Source organism: Burkholderia sp. SIMBA_051, from assembly GCF_046534915.1.
Taxonomy (GTDB): Bacteria; Pseudomonadota; Gammaproteobacteria; order Burkholderiales; family Burkholderiaceae; genus Burkholderia; species Burkholderia ambifaria.
On record NZ_JAWRXS010000009.1, the window covers coordinates 296,281 to 316,239 of the forward strand.

General features: G+C 67.6%; 18 protein-coding genes. 8 read left to right on the plus strand and 10 right to left on the minus strand.

Annotation, left to right across the window (positions count from 1 at the left end; all coding sequences use genetic code 11):
• Positions 1 to 368: 368 nt before the first annotated feature.
• On the plus strand, positions 369 to 848 hold the full coding sequence (locus SB771_RS23380) for a helix-turn-helix domain-containing protein (RefSeq protein WP_165754018.1): 480 nt from the start codon (positions 369 to 371) through the stop codon (positions 846 to 848).
• 298 nt (positions 849 to 1,146) lie between these two features.
• Positions 1,147 to 2,013: a LysR family transcriptional regulator gene (locus SB771_RS23385; protein ID WP_175659962.1), complete on the plus strand. Its 867-nt coding sequence runs from the start codon at positions 1,147 to 1,149 to the stop codon at positions 2,011 to 2,013.
• A gap of 66 nt (positions 2,014 to 2,079) precedes the next feature.
• Here SB771_RS23385 and SB771_RS23390 read toward each other — a convergent pair whose 3' ends face one another.
• Both SB771_RS23390 and SB771_RS23395 read right to left on the minus strand, forming a co-directional pair.
• The gene (locus tag SB771_RS23390; protein WP_175659961.1) at positions 2,080 to 2,568 is read right to left on the minus strand and encodes a nuclear transport factor 2 family protein; all 489 of its coding nucleotides are present in this window, start codon (positions 2,566 to 2,568) and stop codon (positions 2,080 to 2,082) included.
• A gap of 64 nt (positions 2,569 to 2,632) precedes the next feature.
• Complete coding sequence (locus SB771_RS23395; RefSeq protein WP_175659960.1) at positions 2,633 to 3,817, minus strand: amidohydrolase family protein; 1,185 nt, start codon at positions 3,815 to 3,817, stop codon at positions 2,633 to 2,635.
• Positions 3,818 to 4,010: 193 nt separating this feature from the next.
• Here SB771_RS23395 and SB771_RS23400 point away from each other — a divergent pair, with 193 nt between their 5' ends.
• The 3 genes from SB771_RS23400 (at position 4,011) to SB771_RS23410 (ending at position 5,891) form a co-directional block, all read left to right on the plus strand.
• On the plus strand, positions 4,011 to 4,259 hold the full coding sequence (locus SB771_RS23400) for a hypothetical protein (RefSeq protein ID WP_175659959.1): 249 nt from the start codon (positions 4,011 to 4,013) through the stop codon (positions 4,257 to 4,259).
• A gap of 205 nt (positions 4,260 to 4,464) precedes the next feature.
• On the plus strand, positions 4,465 to 5,091 hold the full coding sequence (locus tag SB771_RS23405) for a glycine zipper 2TM domain-containing protein (protein WP_006750207.1): 627 nt from the start codon (positions 4,465 to 4,467) through the stop codon (positions 5,089 to 5,091).
• A gap of 293 nt (positions 5,092 to 5,384) precedes the next feature.
• A complete protein-coding gene (locus SB771_RS23410) occupies positions 5,385 to 5,891 on the plus strand; it encodes a GNAT family N-acetyltransferase (RefSeq protein ID WP_175659958.1) in 507 nt (168 codons plus the stop codon).
• Positions 5,892 to 5,943: 52 nt separating this feature from the next.
• Here SB771_RS23410 and SB771_RS23415 read toward each other — a convergent pair whose 3' ends face one another.
• Positions 5,944 to 7,941 carry a glycoside hydrolase family 28 protein gene (locus SB771_RS23415; RefSeq protein WP_175705300.1) on the minus strand — a complete coding sequence of 666 codons (1,998 nt, stop codon included), beginning with the start codon at positions 7,939 to 7,941 and terminating at the stop codon, positions 5,944 to 5,946.
• Positions 7,942 to 8,266: 325 nt separating this feature from the next.
• On the opposite strand from SB771_RS23415, the gene SB771_RS23420 reads away from it, so the two are divergent.
• On the plus strand, positions 8,267 to 9,625 hold the full coding sequence (locus SB771_RS23420; protein ID WP_175659956.1) for an aspartate aminotransferase family protein: 1,359 nt from the start codon (positions 8,267 to 8,269) through the stop codon (positions 9,623 to 9,625).
• 106 nt (positions 9,626 to 9,731) lie between these two features.
• Here SB771_RS23420 and hydA read toward each other — a convergent pair whose 3' ends face one another.
• From hydA to SB771_RS23435, 3 genes are all read right to left on the minus strand, one after another.
• On the minus strand, positions 9,732 to 11,183 hold the full coding sequence (gene hydA, locus SB771_RS23425) for a dihydropyrimidinase (RefSeq protein WP_175705301.1): 1,452 nt from the start codon (positions 11,181 to 11,183) through the stop codon (positions 9,732 to 9,734).
• 10 nt (positions 11,184 to 11,193) lie between these two features.
• Positions 11,194 to 11,922: an aspartate/glutamate racemase family protein gene (locus SB771_RS23430; RefSeq protein WP_126226260.1), complete on the minus strand. Its 729-nt coding sequence runs from the start codon at positions 11,920 to 11,922 to the stop codon at positions 11,194 to 11,196.
• A gap of 63 nt (positions 11,923 to 11,985) precedes the next feature.
• A complete protein-coding gene (locus SB771_RS23435; protein ID WP_175659954.1) occupies positions 11,986 to 13,284 on the minus strand; it encodes an MFS transporter in 1,299 nt (432 codons plus the stop codon).
• Between the two features lie 172 nt (positions 13,285 to 13,456).
• Here SB771_RS23435 and SB771_RS23440 point away from each other — a divergent pair, with 172 nt between their 5' ends.
• Positions 13,457 to 14,170 carry a GntR family transcriptional regulator gene (locus tag SB771_RS23440; RefSeq protein WP_175659953.1) on the plus strand — a complete coding sequence of 238 codons (714 nt, stop codon included), beginning with the start codon at positions 13,457 to 13,459 and terminating at the stop codon, positions 14,168 to 14,170.
• Between the two features lie 66 nt (positions 14,171 to 14,236).
• Here the strand turns inward: SB771_RS23440 and SB771_RS23445 are convergent, their stop codons facing one another.
• Together SB771_RS23445 and SB771_RS23450 are read right to left on the minus strand one after the other, a co-directional pair.
• Positions 14,237 to 15,421 carry a M20 aminoacylase family protein gene (locus SB771_RS23445; protein WP_175659952.1) on the minus strand — a complete coding sequence of 395 codons (1,185 nt, stop codon included), beginning with the start codon at positions 15,419 to 15,421 and terminating at the stop codon, positions 14,237 to 14,239.
• A gap of 38 nt (positions 15,422 to 15,459) precedes the next feature.
• Complete coding sequence (locus SB771_RS23450) at positions 15,460 to 16,704, minus strand: diaminopropionate ammonia-lyase (protein WP_175659951.1); 1,245 nt, start codon at positions 16,702 to 16,704, stop codon at positions 15,460 to 15,462.
• Between the two features lie 181 nt (positions 16,705 to 16,885).
• Here SB771_RS23450 and SB771_RS23455 point away from each other — a divergent pair, with 181 nt between their 5' ends.
• The gene (locus SB771_RS23455; protein WP_175656799.1) at positions 16,886 to 17,362 is read left to right on the plus strand and encodes an Lrp/AsnC family transcriptional regulator; all 477 of its coding nucleotides are present in this window, start codon (positions 16,886 to 16,888) and stop codon (positions 17,360 to 17,362) included.
• A gap of 2 nt (positions 17,363 to 17,364) precedes the next feature.
• Here the strand turns inward: SB771_RS23455 and SB771_RS23460 are convergent, their stop codons facing one another.
• Positions 17,365 to 17,982: a PolC-type DNA polymerase III gene (locus tag SB771_RS23460; RefSeq protein ID WP_175659950.1), complete on the minus strand. Its 618-nt coding sequence runs from the start codon at positions 17,980 to 17,982 to the stop codon at positions 17,365 to 17,367.
• A 231-nt stretch (positions 17,983 to 18,213) separates the two neighbouring features.
• A complete protein-coding gene (locus SB771_RS23465; protein WP_175659949.1) occupies positions 18,214 to 19,935 on the minus strand; it encodes a tannase/feruloyl esterase family alpha/beta hydrolase in 1,722 nt (573 codons plus the stop codon).
• Positions 19,936 to 19,959: the final 24 nt, after the last annotated feature.

Consider the following 19,959-nt stretch of genomic DNA (forward strand, 5'->3'; position numbering starts at 1 on the left):
GGACTTCCTTCGATGAAACTGCGATGCAGTCTAGACCGCTCAATTTTTGAGCGCAAGCGTAGGGAGCGGGTTGGAGGAGGCTGGAGGGTGAGATCGGGACGAAGGGCGGGATTCATGGCCCGAAGTCGCGGGATTTTCCCGGAATTTCGAGTGTTTACCCGGCGTGATGTTGGGTCGCCACAGAACGAGTTTTTGCGGATATCCGCCGGAGGAAAATGTCTATACAGCGCGGTCTATCGACACATTTTTCCACCCGCGCCGCCCATGCACCCTATACCGCACCAACAACCATGAGTGGCGACGAGTATCGTCGAGATGTAAGATATACTTTACATTCGCGCGCGATGAACCTGCGTCGGGAGGTCAACATGCAACTCTATGAAATCGGTCAGGCCGTTGCAAAACGGAGGGCCGAACTCGACCTCACACAGGCCCAGCTTGCGAAGCTCGCCGGATTGTCTCGCCTCACGGTGAACCAGCTTGAAACCGGCAAGATCAAGGATCTTGGCGTGAACAAGCTGATCCCGCTGCTCGGCGTGCTCGGCATCGAACTCCAGGCACAGCCGCGGCCGGCCCAAAGCGGTCTCTACAAGGCGGTGGTGAGCTCAAACGTCAGCTATAGAGGTGAATTGACCGAGCGACTGCTGGCCGACGCGTTGACCACGGGACAGATTCCCGCAGGATACGAATCGCAGATCTCCGTGATCCTCGACGAGGTGCCGTTGCCGGTGGTGGTGAAGGCCGCCGAAGAAGCTGCCGCACGCTCCGGCACGCCGCTTCGCGCCATCTGGAAGAACCTTGCCGCATGGTCGAAGGATCTTCATCTGTACCGGGAGGTATGGGCATGATTGCACCAGCCGCTTTGCCCGACGGCCCGTGGCAAGGCCTGTTCCGTCACGCACTGCACTCATCGACGATATCCGGACACTCGGCTATACGCCGTCGTTCGACTACTGCGTGAATCTGGCCAGCGAGTTCCTCCGACAGCTTCCCGACACCAGCACCGCCCGCAAATCGCCCCTGCGCTGACCCTGCCTCCAGCAGCCTCGTGTCCGGCGAAACCGCGATTGCCCACGGTCCCCGGCCATGCTAAAAGTCCTCGCACGCATTTGGAAATGAAATGCTCGAATCCAGAAAAGTGCAGAAATGAATCGACCTTTGTTCGACCTCGACCTGTTGCGCGCACTCGTGATGGTCGCCGATTGCGGCAGCTTCACGACCGCGTCCGCGCGGCTGCATTCGACGCAATCGACGGTCAGCCAGAAGGTGCGGCGGCTCGAGGAGATCGCCGGGCATCGCCTGCTCGACCGCGGCACGCGCGACGTGCGGCCGACCGATGCCGGCGTGACGGTGCTCAGCTACGCGCGGCGCATGATCGCGCTGAACGACGAGATGCTGGAAGCGCTGTCGGGCGCGACCGTCGCGCTCACGATCCGGCTCGGCGTGCCCGACGATTTCGCGGCGGGCCGCACGACCCATGCGCTCGCCGCGTTCAAGCGCGATCATCCGCAGGTGAAACTCGAAGTGACGTGTGGGCTGAGCCGGGACATCAGCGCGGCCTACGATCGCGGCGAGCTCGATCTCGTGCTGATCAAGCAGCGGCGCGACAGCCGCGAGGCGGTGGTGCGCTGGCCGGAGAAGCTGCGCTGGATCGACAGCGCGCGGCATCCGACGATCGAACTCGACCCGGTGCCGCTCGTCGTGTTTCCGCCGCGCGGACTCTATCGCGACGACATGATCAAGGCGATCGAGGAGCGCGGCCGCCGCTGGCGGATCAGCTTCACGACGTCGAGCCTGAGCGGTATCCAGGCGGCCGTCGCGGACGGGCTCGGCATCAGCGTGCTGCCCGCGCGCGCGGTGACCGACGACCACGTGGTGCTGACCGACGAGCACGGCGGCTTCGCGCCGATCGGGAACATGGACATCGCGATCCTGCATCGGCCGACGGCCGATCCGATGGTCAGCGAACTGACGAAGGCGCTCGCGGCGATGCTGGAACACGAGCCGGAATAAGCGCGGCCGTCGCGATACGGAGCGACTGCGACGGAGCCCCGGCGTAACCGGGGAAGCCCGCGCTCGTCAGAACATCGTGTTCCCGTTCGCCGCATGCTCCGGCACCGGCTGGTTCACGTCCCAGTGCTCGACGATCTTGCCGTGCTCCAGCCGGAAGATGTCCATGATCGCGCTGCCGCGCGTGCCGGGCTCGCGCACCGCATGCACGTGCAGGATCACGTAGTCGCCGTCGACGAACGCGCGCTTGATCTCGCTGTGCGACTGCGGATATTTGTCGCGCAGGAACGCGACGAACTTGCGGAAACCGTCACGCCCGTCGGCCGCGTTCGGGTTGTGCTGCACGTATTGATCGCCGACATACGCGAGCGCGGCATCGGCATCCTTCTCGTTCAGGCCTTTCTCGTAGAACGCCAGCACCGTGCGGCGATTCGCTTCCTGCTGCGCTTGATCCGCTCCGGCCGCCGCCGCATGCACGGCCGTCACCGCGAACGTCGCCGCGGCCATCCAGCGCGTCCATCGCGCGGCCCGTGCCGCCATCGTGCGTGTGCGTCGCATCGTCGTCTCCCGCAGGATCAGGCTGAAAGAGCCCGATCATACCCGGCGCGATGCGGCTTCGCGCTCAGACCAGCACGCCGTCGCGCGCGACGATCCGCCCCGACGACACGACGAGCCGGCGCGTCGGCCGCGCGACGACGGCCTCGGCGAGCGTCAGCGCATCGACGAGCACGACGTCCGCACGCTTGCCGGCCTCCAGCCCGTAGTCGGCGAAGCCGCAACCGCGCGCCGCGCTGTGCGTCACGCAGTCGAGTGCGACTTCGAGCGCGTCGTCGCGGCGGAAATCGTTGCGCATGCCGATCAGCATCGCGCGTTCCAGCATGTCGGGCGAACCGTACGGCGTCCACGTATCGCGCACGCCGTCGTTGCCGCCGATGACGGTCACGCCGGCCGCGCGGCACGCGACGACCGACGGCACCGGCACCGCGGCCGGCGCGGTCGTGACGATCGCGACGCCGAGTTCAGCCATCCGCGCGAGCAGCGCGTCGCGTTCGCGTTCGGCAACGTCGCCGAGGCAGAAGCCGTGGCTGATCGTGACCTTGCCCTGCATGCCGAGCGCGGCCGTGCGCTGCAGGATCAGGTCGAGCGAGTACGCGCCCATCGACCCGCGCTCGTGCACGTGCAGGTCGAGCCCGCGGCCGTGGCGCTCGGCGATGCCGAACAGCACGTCCACCGCTTCGACCGGATCGCCTTCGATCGCGCACGGGTCGAGGCCGCCGAGCAGGTCGGCGCCCGCGCCGAGCGCGTCGGACAGCAGCGCGGCGGTGCCGGGCCGCTTGAGCACGCCCGACTGCGGAAACGCGACGATCTGGATGTCCACCTGGCCGCGCAGCGTGTCGCGCGTCGCGAGCACGCCGTGTAGATGCCGCAGCCCGGCGTCGGTGTCGACGTCGACATGCGTACGGATGCGCGTCGTGCCGGCCGCGAGGAATGCGCGCGCCAGCGCGAGCGACGCGGCGCCCGCATCGTGACCGCTCGTCGCGCGGTAGTGGCGCTCGTTCTCGATGCGGTCGACGAGGCGCGGCCCCACCGCGTTGCGATACCACGGCATGCCCCAGTGGGTCTTGTCGAGATGCGTGTGGCCTTCGACGAGGCCGGGCAGCGCGAGCGCGTGCGCGCCGTCCTCGATCGCGCAGCCCGCGGGCGCGTCGAGCGACGGGCCGATGCGCGCGATGCGCTCGCCTTCGATCAGGATGTCGAGCGCTTCGCCGGCGTGCGTGCGGACGTTGCGGATCAGCAGGTTCGTCATGTCGGTTCCGGGGTGGTCGGTCGGTGCAGGGCCGTCACGATGCACGCAGCATGACGGCGGTCAGGTCGTTATCGCGGGAAACGCGGCGCCAGCACGGACAGGGGAAGGAACCGCGGCCGGCGCGGCGCGAACGGTCGCAGGGAATGCGGTCACGATATCGGACGGGGCTGCCCGCGGCCAATTAAATGTCGCGATGCAGCGCATTCGATTTCGCGATGCGCGGTGCGCATGCTCGGCTGACGGGGCGCGACGATGGGGCGGGATCGCGGTGGAAGCGGTGGAAGCGGTGGAAGCGGTGGAAGCGGCGGAAGCGGTCGAAGCGGTCGAAGCGGTGGTAGCGGCGGAAGCGGCGGAAGCTGTCGCAGCGGTCGAAGCGGTCGAAGCGGCGGAAGCGACGAAAACAGAGGAAAAGCCGACCATCGCACATCGCGCCACGTCATAGGAATAGCGGCGCCCGGAGGCCGCGTCGCGCCGTCCCGGGCGCCCACTTCAACGCCGCGCCGTGCCGTCGAGTTGCCCGGCAACAGACTTTACACGTTGTTACCCGGCCGCACCGGACGCGCATCCACCCATTACTTATACTCACGGCGAGTTCGCCACCCGTCCCGGAATTCGTCGGCGAACACGTTGCCGATGCAGGAATCATCATGATGCGCATGCCTTCCACCAAGACCGTTCTGTTCGCCTCGCTCGTCGCCGTGGCGGCGCTTCCGCTGACCGCCTGCGTCGCACCCGGCTACTACGGTGCGCAACCCGGCTATCCGCAGCAGCAATATGCGACGCCCGGCTACGCACAGCCCGCGTATTCGCAGCCCGGCTACGTACAGCCGCAGCAGCCGGCTTATCCGAACCAAGCGCCGCAGTACGACCAATACGGCAACCCGCAGCCTTACGGCGGCCAGTACGGCAACGGCTACGGCGCGCAATACGGCACGCAATACGGCACGGTCGCGAACATCCAGCCGGTCAGCGGCTCGGTCGGCACGTCGGGCGTGGCCGGCACCGTCGTCGGTGCGCTGGTCGGCGGCGTGCTGGGCAACCAGTTCGGCCGCGGCCACGGCCGCGAGGCGGCCACCGTGATCGGCGCGCTGGGCGGCGCCGTCGCCGGCAACCAGATCGGCCAGCAGATGGGCGCGGCCCAACCGCCGAGCAGCTACCGGATCGACGTGCGGATCAGCGACGGCTCGACGCGCTCGTTCGACGTGCAGTCGCCCGGCGACCTGCGCCCGGGCGATCGCGTGCAGATCAACGGCAATCAGCTGTCGCGTTATTGATCCAGACCGCATGCGCCTGACCTGATCGGGCGCATCGCGCGCATCAGGCGCATTGCGCAGATTGCGCGCATCGCGCTTACTCGACGCCGCGCGCCGCCGCGGCGCTACGACGCGCGCGCTTCCCTTCATCTCCTTCCTTCTGTCAGCGCAGCACGCTTGCCGCGCTGACACGTCATCGTCAGCTCCCGCACAGCGCCGATACTCGCGCGAGCCACCCGTTTGCGCTTAGCATTGTCGATGCCCTGCCGCGCATCGCGCAGCAGATTCCGACACCCCAACAAGAACTGCATCCGATGATCACGATCCGCCTGCTCGACGCCGCCGATGCGGCGCAGTTCCAGTCCGTGCGCCTGCGCGCAATCGACACGTCGCCGACCTCGTTCCTGCCGACCCGCGACGAAGAAGCCGGCATCACGGTCGACGAATTCGCGACGCGCATCACGCCGAGCGGCGTGCAGGCCGTGTTCGGCGCATTCGACGGCGCAACGCTCGTCGGCATCACGGGCGTGCGCCGCGATCCACGAGTGAAGGTCGCGCACAAGGCGCTGATCTGGGGCGTGTTCGTCGATCCCGCGTATCGCGGGCGCGGCATCGCGCAATCGCTGCTCGACAGCGCGACCGCGCATGCGGCGCAAGCGTGGCAATGCAGCCAACTGATGCTGTGCGTCAACGAGATCAACGGCACCGCCGAACGCCTGTACGCGTCGCAAGGGTTCGTGCGGTTCGGCACGGAACCGCGCGCGTTGTTCATCGACGGCCGCTTCTACGACGAGCACCACATGGTCAAGACGCTGGCGTAACGCGCTCGCGTGCATCGACCGGCCGCACGCGAACGCGTTCTCGTGCGTTACCTCACCGCGTATCGGTGACCGTCATGTTGACGGCCTGCCCGGCGATCGTCACGTTCGTCAGCGTCATCGCGCTCACGTTGAACGCGTAGATCGGCCCCGGCGACGTGACGGTCGGCGTGCCCGACGCGACCGGCGTGCCGAAGTCGCAGTTGCGGATCGTCACGCCGGAGATCGGCTGCACGGCCGGCGTCGGCGGCGTGCCGTTGTAGTCGAACGCGACCGGCCCCTGCGCGACGATCGCCTGGAAGCACGACGCGGTCACGCCGTTCAACGTCACGTTGCTCGCCTTCACGTCGGAGATCGTCACGTTCTGCACGACCGGCGGCCGCGTGCGCACGGCGTCGTTCGCGGGCTGGTAGTCGCAGTCGAATGTGACGATGCCGCCCTGCGCGGCCGACGGATTGCCGGCCGCCGGCGTCGCCACGCCGAGCGGCACGCTCGCGTTGACCGGGCTGCCCGCGAGCAACGCGCTGCCGTAGCCGCCGCCCTTCAGCGTCACGCCGTTCGGCAGCGTGACGCCCTTCACGTGGAAGTCCTTCACGTAGCCGCCCCGGTTCATGTTCGTCTTCACGCGAATCGCGATGTTCAGCGGGTTGGTCTGCCAGTTCGCGTTCAGCATCGACAGGTTGGTCGCGTAGATCTGCTCGACGCCGCCGCCCATCTCGCTGCCGAGCGTGATGCCGCCGTGCCCGCTGTTCATCGTGCAGTCGCGGATCAGGTGCCGCTTCGCGGGGCCGTATTCCGTGTCGCGGTCCTTGCCCGACTTGATCGCGATGCAGTCGTCGCCGGTGTTGAACGTGCAGCCTTCGCACAGCACGTCGGTGCACGCGTCCGGATCGAAGCCGTCGTTGTTCGGCCCGATGCTGTTCGTCGTCACGCCGCGCATCACGACGTTGCGGCTCGCGGTCGGATGGTGCTGCCAGAACGGCGTGTTCTGCGTCTGGTAGTGCTCCATCAGCACGTTGGTGCAGCCGATGAATTCGACCATGCACGGCCGCAGGTAGTGACCGAGGCCGAAGATGCGCTTCTCGACCGGCACGCCGGCCTCGGACAGCGCCGGCAGGTAGTTCTGATCCTGCTGCCACGGCGTGACGGGCGACGTGAGCAGCGCATAAAGCGCATCGGAGATCGCGGGCGCGACGATCCGCAGGTCGACGTTGTTCGGATTCGCATAGTTCTGGGCCGGCACCGTCGCGCCGGCACCGTATGCACCCGACGAACCCTTGTAAGTCCACCAGCACACGCTGCTGCTGCCGGCGCCGGAGAACGGCGTCATCGCCTGTCCGTTCAGCACCGATGTCGGCCCTTCGCCGGTCAGCGCGATGTTCGTCGCGTTGCGCGCATAGACGGGGGCGCCGTAGTTCAGGCAGTCGTTCGCCTGCCAGCGGCTGTAGTAAAGGCGGCCGTTCGCGCCGCAGTCGACCGGCCCGTCCTTCGCATAGTCGGCCGGGTTCGGGCTGAAGTAGATCGTGCAGTTCGCGCTCAGGTGGAAATTCACGTTGCTCTGCAGCACGATCGGCCCCGCGCAGTACCAGTTGCCGGGCGGCACGACCACGCGGCCGCCGCCTTCGCGCACGCACGCGTCGATCGCCGCGAGAAACGCCGGACGCGAGTCGAACGCGCCGGGCGCGGTCGTCAGTTCGGAACCGGGGCTGACCGGAGATTTCGCCGCCGGGTACGGCGACGTCTGCGCGACGGTCGCGCACGCGCGTGCGCCGTAGTGCGTGACGTCGAAGTCGTGCCTGCGGAACGCGAGGCGCGACACATGCGCGAGCGATGCCGCGATGCGCGCCGCCGCACCGTGCTCGCCCCAAATCAGGTCGACCGCCGCATTGGGCGACGTGCCGGCCGCCGCAAACGCGCGGGTGGCCGCGAGTGGTCCACTGACCACGGCGCCGCCGGCGAGCGCGCCGGTCCAGCCGATGAAGTCGCGACGCGATACCCGCCGCGGCGCGGGCGATCGGACAGACGAAGACGAACGGCGACGATTTGCGGCCATGGGCACTCCTTCAATGGTTTGGGAGATCGATGCGCCGGACGGCGGATCGCGATTCATACGTCGTCGTACCACATCACGCAGTCTAGACGCGATCGAAGCGGCGGATGAATCTGTCGTTTACCCTGTTTCTACCGGCTTAACGTCGGATATGTGAGCGCACACTCACTTCGTGATTCTTACGCGTGGATATATGTTGTCGTATCTTTATGCGCAAAAACTCGATGTCCGACAGCAACGCGGTCGAGCCGAATCGACCGCGCGCATGGAATATGACAAGCTCGCTGAGGCCTCACCCGTCCATTCCAACCCGTCACAGGAGCCTCAATTGCGTACCCGACACGGAGTCGACCTCATCCGCGCCCGCGCGCTGTTCGATCGCGAGCGCCGTGCATTCACCGAAGCCATGCCGACCTCCCGCGCGTTGTCCGCGGAAGCCGCCGAGCATTTGCTGTTCGGCGTGCCGTTGCACTGGATGCAGGACTGGTCGACCCCGTTCTCGCTGGTCGTGAAGGAGGCGCGCGGCGCGACCTTCACCGACGTCGACGGTCATCGCTACGCGGACTTCTGCCTCGGCGACACCGGCGCGATGTTCGGCCATGCGCCCGAGCCGGTCGCGCGCGCGCTCGCCGACCAGGCGACCCGCGGCTACACGACGATGCTGCCGAGCGAGGACGCCGCGTGGGTGTCGCGCGAACTCGCGCGCCGCTTCCGGCTGCCGGTCTGGCAGTTCGCGCTGAGCGCGAGCGACGCGAACCGCTTCGTGCTGCGCTGGGCGCGCGCGGCCACCGGCCGCAACACGATCGTCGTGTTCAACGGCTGCTATCACGGGACCGTCGACGACGTGTTCGTCGATCTCGTCGACGGCCGCCCGACGCAGCGCGACAGCCTGCTCGGGCAGTCCTACGACCTGCTCGCGAACACGCGCGTCGTCGAGTTCAACGATCTCGACGCGCTCGAAGCAGCGCTGAAGGCGGGCGACGTCGCATGCGTGCTCGCCGAGCCCGCGATGACGAACATCGGGATGGTGTTGCCGGAGCCGGGCTTCTGGGACGCGGCGCGCGCGCTGACGCGCCGCTACGGCACGCTGCTCGTGATCGACGAAACGCACACGATCAGCAGCGGCCCGGGCGGCTACGCGGCCGCGCACGGCCTGGAGGCAGACGCGCTGGTGGTCGGCAAGCCGATCGCCGGCGGTGTGCCGTGCGCGGTGTACGGTTTCAGCGCCGAATTCGCGGAACGCGCGAAAGCGGCGAAGCTGAACGCGCCGCCCGGCCATTCCGGGATCGGTACGACGCTCACCGCGAACATGCTCGCGATGCGAGCGATGCGCGCGACGCTCGCCGAAGTCGCGACCGACGCCGCATATGCGCACATGTTCGAACTGGCCGCGCGACTCGCCACCGGGCTCGAACAGGCGATCGCGAAACACGGGCTGCCGTGGTGCGTGACACGGATCGGCGCGCGCACCGAGTTCCAGTTCTCGCCCACGCCGCCGCGCAACGGCACGATCGCGGGCGAACAGCTCGACAGCGAGCTCGAGCACATCGTGCATCTGTACCTGCTGAACCGCGGCGTGCTGATCACGCCGTTCCACAACATGATGCTCGTGTGTCCGCAGACGACGGCCGACGACGTCGACACGCTCGTCGCGCAGTTCGACGCGTGTCTGGGCGAGCTGGCGTGATGTGATGAGCGGCGCGCCGGGCTCGCCGGCATGCGCGAGCCCGACGCCTGCGCGCCCGTTCGTCGCACAGCGCCCGCGTGGGAAACGTCACATCACTGCCGTGACATCAGTCGAGACACGGTTTGCCCGCCGGCACGAATTGCCCGCGCCCCGGCTCCGCCGCGAGCAGCCGGCCGTCCTCGACGAGCAGCTCGCCACGCGACAGGCAATGACGCGGCCAGCCCGTCACCTCGATCCCTTCATAAGGCGTGTAGTCGACCGCATGATGGAGCGACGCATTCGCGATCCGCACGCGCTTGTCCGGATCCCATACGACGATATCCGCATCGGCGCCGACCGCGATCGTCCCCTTGCGCGGATACAGCCCGTACAGCTTCGCGGGCCGCAGCGACGTCAGCTCGACGAACTGGTGCAGCGATAGCCGCCCCTGGCGCACGCCGTCGAACAGCAGCGGCAAGCGCGTCTCGAGCCCCGGAATTCCATTCGGAATATGGTCGAACGAAACGGCATGGCCGCCCGGATGCTTGCCGCACGGATCGTCATAGTTGAACGGCGCATGGTCCGAGGAAAACACCGAGAACACGCCCTGCTTCAGCGCCTTCCACACAGCCTGCTGGTTCGCCGGATCGCGCGGCGGCGGACTGCACACGCACTTTGCGCCTTCGTACCCGTCGTGACCGCCGTGACCGCCGTGACCGCCGTGACCGCCGTGACCGCCGTGACCAAGATCGTCGGCCGTCAGGTACAGGTACTGCGGGCAGGTTTCCGCCAGGATCGGCAACCCGCGCGACTGCCCCCAGCGGATCTGCTCGATCGCTTCCGCACCCGACACGTGCACGATCAGGATCGGCACGTCGACGAGTTCCGCGAACGCGATCGCGCGATGCGTCGCCTCGCGCTCGACCACGGCCGGCCGCGCATGCGCATGGAAATGCGGCGCGACGTGGCCGTCGCCGAGCAGCCGCTCGGTCAGCCAGCCGATGCAGTCCGAGTTCTCCGCATGCACCATCACGAGCGCGCCGTGCTCGCGCGCGACCGACAGCACGTCGAGCATCTGCCGGTCGTTCAGCTTCAGGTCGTCGTAGGTCATGTACACCTTGAACGACGTATAGCCGTTCGCGATCAGCCGCGGCAGCTCCTCGGCCAGCACATGCGGCGTCGGATCGGCGACGATCAGGTGAAAGCCGTAGTCGATCAGCGCGCGCCCTTGCGCGCGCCGGTGATAGTCGTCGACGGCCGCCTGCAGCGACTGCCCCTTCGCCTGCGCGGCGAACGGAACCACGGTGGTCGTGCCGCCGCACAGCGCGGAGCGCGTGCCGGTCAGGAAGTCGTCGGCCATCTTCAGCCCATCGGGCATCGGCTGGTCGAGATGGCAGTGCGCATCGACGCCGCCCGGCATCACGAGCATCCCGCTCGCATCGAGCTCGCGCGGCGCGCGCGGCAGCCCGTGGCCGAGCATGGCCACGCGCCCCGCGCGGATGCCGATGTCGCACGAGAACCGGTCCGCCGCCGTCACGACGTCCGCGTGACGGATTACGAAATCGAGATCGTTCGACATGACGCGCGCCTCAGATCACGTCGCTGAAGAGACGCCCCCAGCCCTTCACTTGCCGCGTGTCGTAGTCGGCGAGCTGCAGCGACTTCCACACGACGGTCGAGATCGTGTCGTAGATCGGGATGCCCGTCTCTTCCTCGAGCGCGGGCACCAGGTGCGCGGCGTTCAGGTTCGTGCAGAAGATCGAGATCGCGCGCGGGCCGGCCTTCGCGACTTCGCGCACCATCGCGCCGATCTGGTCGCCCGTCACTTCGGAGAACGAGAAATTGACCTTCAGGTTCAGGTGGCGCTCGGCGATGCAGTCCAGGCCTGAGCGGCGATAGTTGTCGACGATCTTCGTCTGCACGTCGTCGAGATACGGCGTGACGAGGCCGAACTCGTGCGCGCGGGTCTTCTTCAGGATCTCGTTGAGCGCGAGCACCGAGGTCGTCGCCGGAATGCCGGTCGCTGCGGTGATGCGCTCGCACAGCCGCTCGTCGGCCTCGAAGCCGAGCCAGCCGGACGACGTGCCGTTCCATGCGATCACGTCGACCTTCGCATCGGCGAGCAGCATCGCGGCCTGGATGATCTTGTCGTCGTCGAACTGGCCGAGCGCCTGGCCCGTCAGCGAGATCTCGGTGACCGGAAAGCGTGCGAAGTGCGCGGACACGCCCGGCAGCCCGGCGACCATCGCGCTCGTCAGCGGCTCGAGCGACGTGTTGGAAGAAGGCGTGAGCATGCCGAGCAGGGTACGTTTCTTCATGATGAGGTTCTCTCTACCAGTGAATGCAATCAATGCGGTGAAAAGGGTCGGTCAAGGGGTCGGTCAGACCGGGAGCTTGTTTTCGTAGTCGATCGCGCTGGAGCACACGAGCAGGCCGACGCCGGCCGCCGCGAACACCATCAGCGCAAGGAAGTAGGAACCGGTGAACTGCACGATCGCGCCAACAAGGATCGGCACGGTGACGCCGCCGAGGTTGCCGCCGAGGTTCATGAGGCCGCCGAGGAAGCCGATCTTGTTGCGCGTGCCGAGCGACGACGGGATGCACCAGTACAGGCCGCACCAGCGCAGGAAGAACAGCGTCGACGACAGCAGCGCGACGCACGCCACCGGGCTCTTCACATAGGCGACGGAAAAGATCGACACGGTCGCGATCACCGCGGCGATGCCGAACAGCGTGCGCATCACGACGTTCGGGCGGCCGCCCGCGGCTTTCCACTTGTCGGCGATCCAGCCGCCGAGCAGCTCGCCGATGAAGCCGCAGAAAAAGATGATGAAGGTCGAGCCGCCCATCTGCTTGATGTCGAAGCCGTGCACCTTGTGCAGGTAGTTCGGCATCCACGTGAGCAGCCCGTAGAACACGCTGTTGAAGCACATCCAGCCGAAGAACATGCACCACACCGAGCGGTACTTGAAGAAGTCGCGCGAGCGGCCCGACGCACCGGCCGGCTCGGACGCGAGGTCGCTCGCGTGCGACGCCTCGATGTAGTCGGCTTCGAGGTCGTTGACGCCCGGATGCTCGCGCGGTGTATTGCGGATGTAGTACCACGCGAGGAAACCGGCGAGCACCGTGCCGACGCCGGCCACCGCGAACGCGAGCCGCCACGAGCCGAGCAGCGCGATCAGGCCGGCGATCAGCACCGCGCCCAGGGCCGCGCCGAGCGGCGCGCCGCCGTCGAGCAGCGTGGCGCCGCGGCCGCGTTCGGTCTGCGTCATCCAGATTGCGTTGAGCTTGCCGCCGGCCGGGTAGATCGGCGCTTCGGACGCACCGAGGCCGAGGCGCGTGAGCAGGAGCGACGGTGCGTTGGTGCACAGCGCGGCGATCGCCTGGAAGAAGCCCCAGAACACGGTCGCCATCGCGATCACGATGCGCGGCTTGAACCGGTCGGCCAGCATCCCGCCCGGGATCTGCATCACCGCATAGGTCCAGAAAAACGAACTGAGGATCAGACCCTCCATCGCCGGCCCGATGTGGAACTCCTGCGAGATGTAAGGCATGGCGACGGACAGCGACGCGCGATCGACGTAGTTGATCGCGATGAGGCTCAGCATGACGACGAATATCTTCCAGCGGACGGCGGACTTGCCGACCGTCATGGCAGCGACACCGGAGGTTGAAGACATGGACGGACTCCAGGGATGAACGAGGATGATCAGGACGTCGTGCAACGTTGAGCCAAGTATAGGATTAGAAATTTATAATTACAGTTATCGTAAACGATTGGTTTTATTGAATTTGTTTTGTCACTACGATGGTGCAGGGTAAGCCCCGATATCGTGATAAGCTCGCACCATCATGAGCCAGACACCCCGCAATCCCCTCCTTCTGCGCACCCGCGGCATGGCCGCGGAGATCGCCGCGCGCCTGCGCGTGATGATCGACGAGGGCGAATTGCCGCCCGGCGCGCGCATCGACGAAAAAGAGCTGAGCCTCGCGTTCGACGTGTCGAAGACGCCGCTGCGCGAGGCGCTGAAGGTGCTCGTCGCGGAAGGCGCCGTCACGCATCGCCAGTACATCGGCTATCGCGTCGCGTCGATCGACGTCGACGATCTCGTCTCGACGTTCGAGCTGCTGCACGGGCTCGAGGCGATGGCGGGAGAGTTGCTGCGCAAGCGCATCGGCGCGTCCGCGCTCGCCGCGCTGCAGGCGAAGCACCGGCGCATGGTCGAGTGCCACGAGGCCGGCAAGCGGGTCGAATATTTCCGGCTGAACCAGCAGATCCATCAGATGATCATCGACGCGGCGGGCAACCCGGTGCTGTCGGGCATCTATGCGTCGCTGATGTCGAAGGTGCACCGCGCGCGCGGCGCCGCGAACGCCGACACGCTGCGCTGGGCCGAATCGCTGCACGAGCACGAGGAAATCATGGCCGCGCTCGCTGATCCCGACCATGCGGTGCTGCCGCAGGTGCTGCGCCGCCACTCGGAGAACACCGCGCGCGAAGTGCTGGCGATCCTCGATCGCACCGGCACGGCGGACGCGCCCGGCAAGCGGGCGGCCCGCGCGTAGCCGCCTGCCGAACGAACGCACAAACGCACGACCGAACCGGCCGCGTGACGGCCCGCCAGCCCCGCGCTACGCAGCCTTCAACGCGCGCCGCGCCACTTCCGCGAAATAGCGCGCGCCGACCAACAAGATCTCGTCGTTGAAATCGTACGTCGCGTTGTGCAGCGGCACGCCGCCGTGCCCGGCCGCTTCGCCGTTGCCGATGAACACGAAGTTGCCCGGCACCACCTGCAGGAACGCGCCGAAGTCTTCCGAGATCATCATCGGCTGCACGTTTGCGTTCACCGCGTCGGCGCCCGCGACCTGCGCGGCGGCTTGCACGGCCGTGTCGACCCATTCCGGAGAATTCACCGTCGGCGCGAACTCGTGCGTGTACTCGAACGTGCAGGTCGCGCCGTGCGTACGGCAGATGCCGTCGCTGATCTCGCGCATCCGCGTTTCCAGCAGCGCCTGCACGTCGCGCGAATAGCTGCGCGTGTCGCCCTTGATCGTCACCGTCGACGGAATCACGTTGCGCAGCCCGTCGGTGATGAACTCCGTGCACGAGATCACGGCCGGCTGGCCCGGATCGAGATTGCGCGACACGATCGTCTGCAGCGCGAGCACGATCTGCGAGCCGATCACGATCGGATCGATGCCCATGTGCGGGCGCGCCGCATGCGTGCCGCGCCCGTCGATCCGGATCACGAAGTTGTCCTCGCTCGCCATGATGCCGCCCGCGCGCGTCGAGAACGTGCCGGCGCGCATGCCCGGCATGTTGTGCGCACCGAAGATCGCGTCCACCGGAAAGCGCTCGAACAGGCCGTCGGCCATCATCGCCTTCGCGCCGCGCCCATGCTCCTCGGCCGGCTGGAAAATGAAGCGCACCGTGCCGTCGAAGCCCCGGCTCTCGGCCAGCAGCCGCGCGGCGCCGAGCACCATCGACATGTGGCCGTCGTGCCCGCACGCGTGCATCTTGCCCGGCGTGCGCGACGCATGTTCGCGGCCCGGCGCGCGCTCGGCGATGTTCAGCGCGTCCATGTCCGCGCGGATGCCGATCGCGCGCGTGCCGGTGCCGACCGTCAGGTTCGCGACGACGCCCGTGCCGCCGATCCCGCGATGCACGTCGAGCCCGAGCGTCGTCAGGATCCGTGCGACGTAGTCCGACGTGTTCACTTCCTCGAAACCCGTCTCCGGGTGCTGGTGCAGATGCCGGCGCCAGGTCTTCAGTTGCCCCTGCAGCGTGCTTTCTTCCGTTGCGTCGGTTGCGTCCATCGTGGTTGCCTCGTCGATCGTCATATCGTCCGGTTCATTCAGGCCATCGCGGCCGCGTGATTCAGCCAGTCGCGCTGGCGCGCGAGCACCGCGCCATCCGTCTCGCCGACGCACTGCCGGTAGACGGATGGCGCGGTCGCACCTTCCGTGTTGATCGCCAGCACGCGCGAATGCGCATCGAGCCTGGCCTGACGCGCCAGCGCCGGGTCGCGCATCAGCACGGTCAGCCCCGCGATGCCCGCGGCGCCCGACTCGCCGGACACGAACGGCACGTCGCGTTCGCTGCCGGCTGCCAGCGCGCGCATCGCCCGGACCGCGTCGTCGTCGTCGATCAGCATGAAGTGGTCGATGCTCGGCTCGAGGAAATCCCACGCGAGCGGCGACGCCTCGCCGCACGCGAGCCCGGCCATCACCGAATCGACGCTGCCGGTCGCCTTCGTCGCGCGCCCGGCGAGCGCGCTCTGGTACAGGCAATCGGCCTGGCGTGGCTCGACGACGATGAAATGCGGCCGCCGCGCGCCAGCGTGCTCCCAAAGATAGCTCGCGATGCCGGCCGCCAGACCGCCGACACCGCCCTGCAGGAAGACGTGCGTGAACGCCCGGCCGCCATCGTCGTGATCGTCCGCCGGCTGCTGCGCGAGCGCTTCGGCCGCGATCACGCCGTAGCCCTGCATCACGTCGCGCGGAATCGCCTCGTAGCCGTCGTACGACGTATCCGACACCACGTGCCAGCCGTTCTCGTGCGCGAGCCGCGCGGCGTGCACGACCGATTCGTCGTAGTTGCCGGCGATCCGCACGATCCGCGCGCCGTGCGCGGCGATCGCGTGCTCGCGCTCCGCGTCGACGTGCGCATGCAGCACGATCACGCAGCGGCAACCGATCGCGCGCGCGGCGGCGGCCAGCGCCCGGCCGTGATTGCCGTCGGTCGCGCTGATCACCGTGAGGTCGGTGAGCGACGCCGCGTAGCGGCCCGTGACGAGCCCCCGCGGATCGAGTTCCTCGCGGTGGCGCAGCCGCTTCACGAGCCGCATCAGCGCGCTCGGCGCGCCGAGCGCCTTGAAGCTGCCGAGCGGCGAGCGGCACGCCTCGTCCTTCACGCTGACGCTCGCGACGCCGAGCCGCGCGGCCAGGTCCGGCAGCGTGCGCAACGGCGTGCGCGCGGCGCCGACGAGCGGCCAGTGCGACAGCCACGCGCCGCTCTCGTCGGCCGCTGCGATGTTCATGACACGGCGCAGCGTATCGGGATAGTCGGTGCGCAACGCGCGGGGGTTGGCGATCAGCATGGCGGGAAGGGCTCCGGAAAAGGGCCGCGCGGGCGGCCCGTCGGTGGATGCGGTGCGGGCGCACACGGGTTGCGCTCGCCGTCGGTCCGAAAAATAATATTGCGCGGGCCGGTCAAAAAAATCGCCAAATCGACGGGTCGCACGCAAAAATTTCTCATTCTTTCGAGGTTGCCGCGCCATCATGCCCACCCCACTCGATGCGTTCGATCGCAAGCTGCTGATGGAAGTCCAGCGCGACGCGCACACGCCGCAGAACGAACTCGGCGCCCGCGTGAACCTGTCGACCGCCGCCGTGAACCGCCGCCTGCGGCGGCTCGCGGACGACGGCGTGATCGAGCGCTATACGGCGGTCGTCGCGCCGGACAAGGTCGATCATCCGCTGACGATCGTCGTGAACGTGGAAGTCGAGAGCGAGCAGATCGACCTGCTCGACGCGATGAAGCGGACCTTCGAGCGCTGCCCGCAGATCCAGCAGTGCTACTACGTGACCGGGGAATGGGATTTCGTGCTGATCCTGGCCGTGCGCAACATGGATCAGTACAACGCGCTCACGCGCGAGCTGTTCTTCGCGAACAACAACGTGAAGCGGTTCAAGACGCTGGTGAGCATGAGCCGCGTGAAGGTCGGGCTCGAGGTGCCGGTGGACCTCGACGCATGACGTCAGCGCCCGTCGGCGGCCAATGACCCGAAAAACGTCGCGACCTTGGCCTTGCTCGTCGTCTGCAAGCGCGACATGAGCCCGTGATCGATGTGCCGCAGGCCGTAAGTCGCGCCGATGTCGCGCTGCAACCGGCACCACAGATGGCTCGCGATCTCCGCGTCGACCATCGCCCGGTGAGCGCGGCCCGTCTGCGGCAAGCGCAGCATGTCGGCCAGGCTCGACAGGCGGTGACTGCGCGCGTGCGGATAGATGCGCCGCGCGACGAGCATCGTGCACGCAAACGCATGCTCGGCCGCCATGCCGAGCATCCCGAGCTCGGCCTGCCAGAACCGCTTGTCGAAGCCGGCGTTGTGCGCGACGACCGGATGGTTTCCGACGAACGCGGCGGCTTCCTTCATGACCTGCGACACCGGCGGCGCCGACGCAATCATCTCGTTGGTGATCCCGGTGAGCGTGACGACGTCGGACGGAATGCGGCGTCCCGCGTTCATCAGGCTCTGGTAACGGTCGACGATCTCGCCGTCGCGCAGCAGGATCACCGCGATCTCGGTCGCCCGGTCGCCCAGGTTCGGAGAAAGCCCGGTGGTTTCGAAGTCCAGTACCGCTACGGTTTGCATGGTTGAATCGGGGGAAAGATACCTGGCAAGGAACGTCGGTCAGCACGCGTCGCGCCGACAAGAAAGCGCCATAGTATCCCGGGCGCGGCCTCCGGCGGCAAACGCCCTCGTCACGCGCGGCTCACCGCCGCTTTTTTTCCATGCGCACCGGCGCGCTCGCCATTGCCGCGGCGGAACCACGGCGGATGGTCCGATCCACGCACCGATCGGCACATCCGCGTTCCGGCTACATCAGCGACAACTGAAGCTCGCCGCCGAATTCACGTCGCCCGAACCGTTGTAGCGCGCGACCTGCGGATACGGGCACAGCGGACGCGTGCGTCCAGCCCCCCACGAACTCGGCACGTCCGCATTCGGCACCGCGTTCGTCGCGTCGCGCGCGGTGGCAACGATCGCGGCGGGCGCCTGCCCCTGCTCGACCCACGCCACGAGCGGCGTCAGCATGTCGAACTGGTCGGCCGCCGGCCCGCCCGCGCAGTGGTTCATCCCCGGCACCGGATAGAAGCGCGCGAAGCTCGACGCGTCGCCGCCGTTCGCCTGTGCGACCTGCGCATACCAGTCGCGCGTATCGTTGAACGAGAACACGGGATCGCCGGTGCCGTGATAGACGAGCAGCTTCGCGCCGCGCGACTTCAGCGCGGACAGGTTGGTCTCGTCGGGCGGCGTCATGAACGACCACGACGATTGCGTGTACACGCCATTCGTCGCGAAAATCGCCGGCGCGTCGTTGTCCATGTCGAAGCCGAGCGCGAAGCCGGCGAGGTTCGCGAGCGTCGCGGCGGTTTTCGGCGGCGTCATGAACGTGAACGCCATCGCAGCCGGGTCGAGCGTGATCGAATTCGACTGCTTCCAGCCGGCCCAGCCGGCGGCGGCCACACCCGGATCGTACGGAAAGCTCGCGTAGAGCGCCGTGCCCGCGCTGTTGCGCGCCCCCGCGAACACGTTCTCGAGCGCACTCTTCTGCGCGGTCGTCAGGCAGGATCCGGTGCGCGTGCCGTTCGCGCAGGCCGGGATGTCCGTCTCGACGCTGAAGTGCGCCTGACACGCGGCGACGTCCTGCACCATGCCGTCCGTCGCGCCGTCGAGCGCATCGCACTTGTCGAGAATCTTCGCGCCGACGAACTGGCGCTCCGCGTCGTTGAAGCCGCTGCGGATGTCGGGCAGCCCGTTCGAGCCGGTCGCCGACGCGATCTTCGCGAACTGCTGCGCGCCGTACATCTCGCCGATCGCCGCCTTCGGCAGGTGAAAGCCCGGGTCGCCGGCGATGATCCCGTCGTAGTCGGCCGGGTTGCGCACGGCCGTGACCATCGCGTGACGGCCGCCGTTCGAGCAGCCGCCGAAATAGCTGCGGTCGGGCGCCTTGCCGTACGCGAGCCGGATCACCTGCTTGGCCATCGGCGTAAGCGCATCGACCGCGCCGTAGCCGTAGTCGAGCCGCGCCTGCGGATCGAGGCCGAACAGCGGGTTCTGCGCGGCGCTGTGCCCGGAATCCGAGCTGATCACCGCGAAACCCTGGTTCAGCGCGTCGGTCAGCGGCCCGCCGCCGCCGATCTCGCCGGTCGCGGTCACGACGTTGCCGTCGAGGCCGCCGTTCGCCTGATAGAAGAAGCGGCCGTTCCACGCCTTCGGCAAGCGCATCTGGAAGCCGATCGCGTAGGTGTTGCCGTCCACCGCGCTCACGCGCTCGTTCATCTTCCCGGCGATCACGCAGTGCTCGGCGATCGGCTTGCCGGCCACCGTCAGTGCGCCGGCGGCCGCGGTCGTCACCGATGTGAACGACGTGTTCGCATATGCAAGCTTCGCGGCGAGCGCGTCGCAGGTCTGCGTCATCGCGGCCGGCGTCGCGGCGCTCAGATGCGTCGGCGCGGAGCTGACCGAATCGTCGCCGCCGCAACCGGCGAGCATGGCCGCCGACAGCGGCGCGATACAGAGGAATGCAGATTGTCTCTTCACGATATCTCCCGTTCGTCAGGCTGC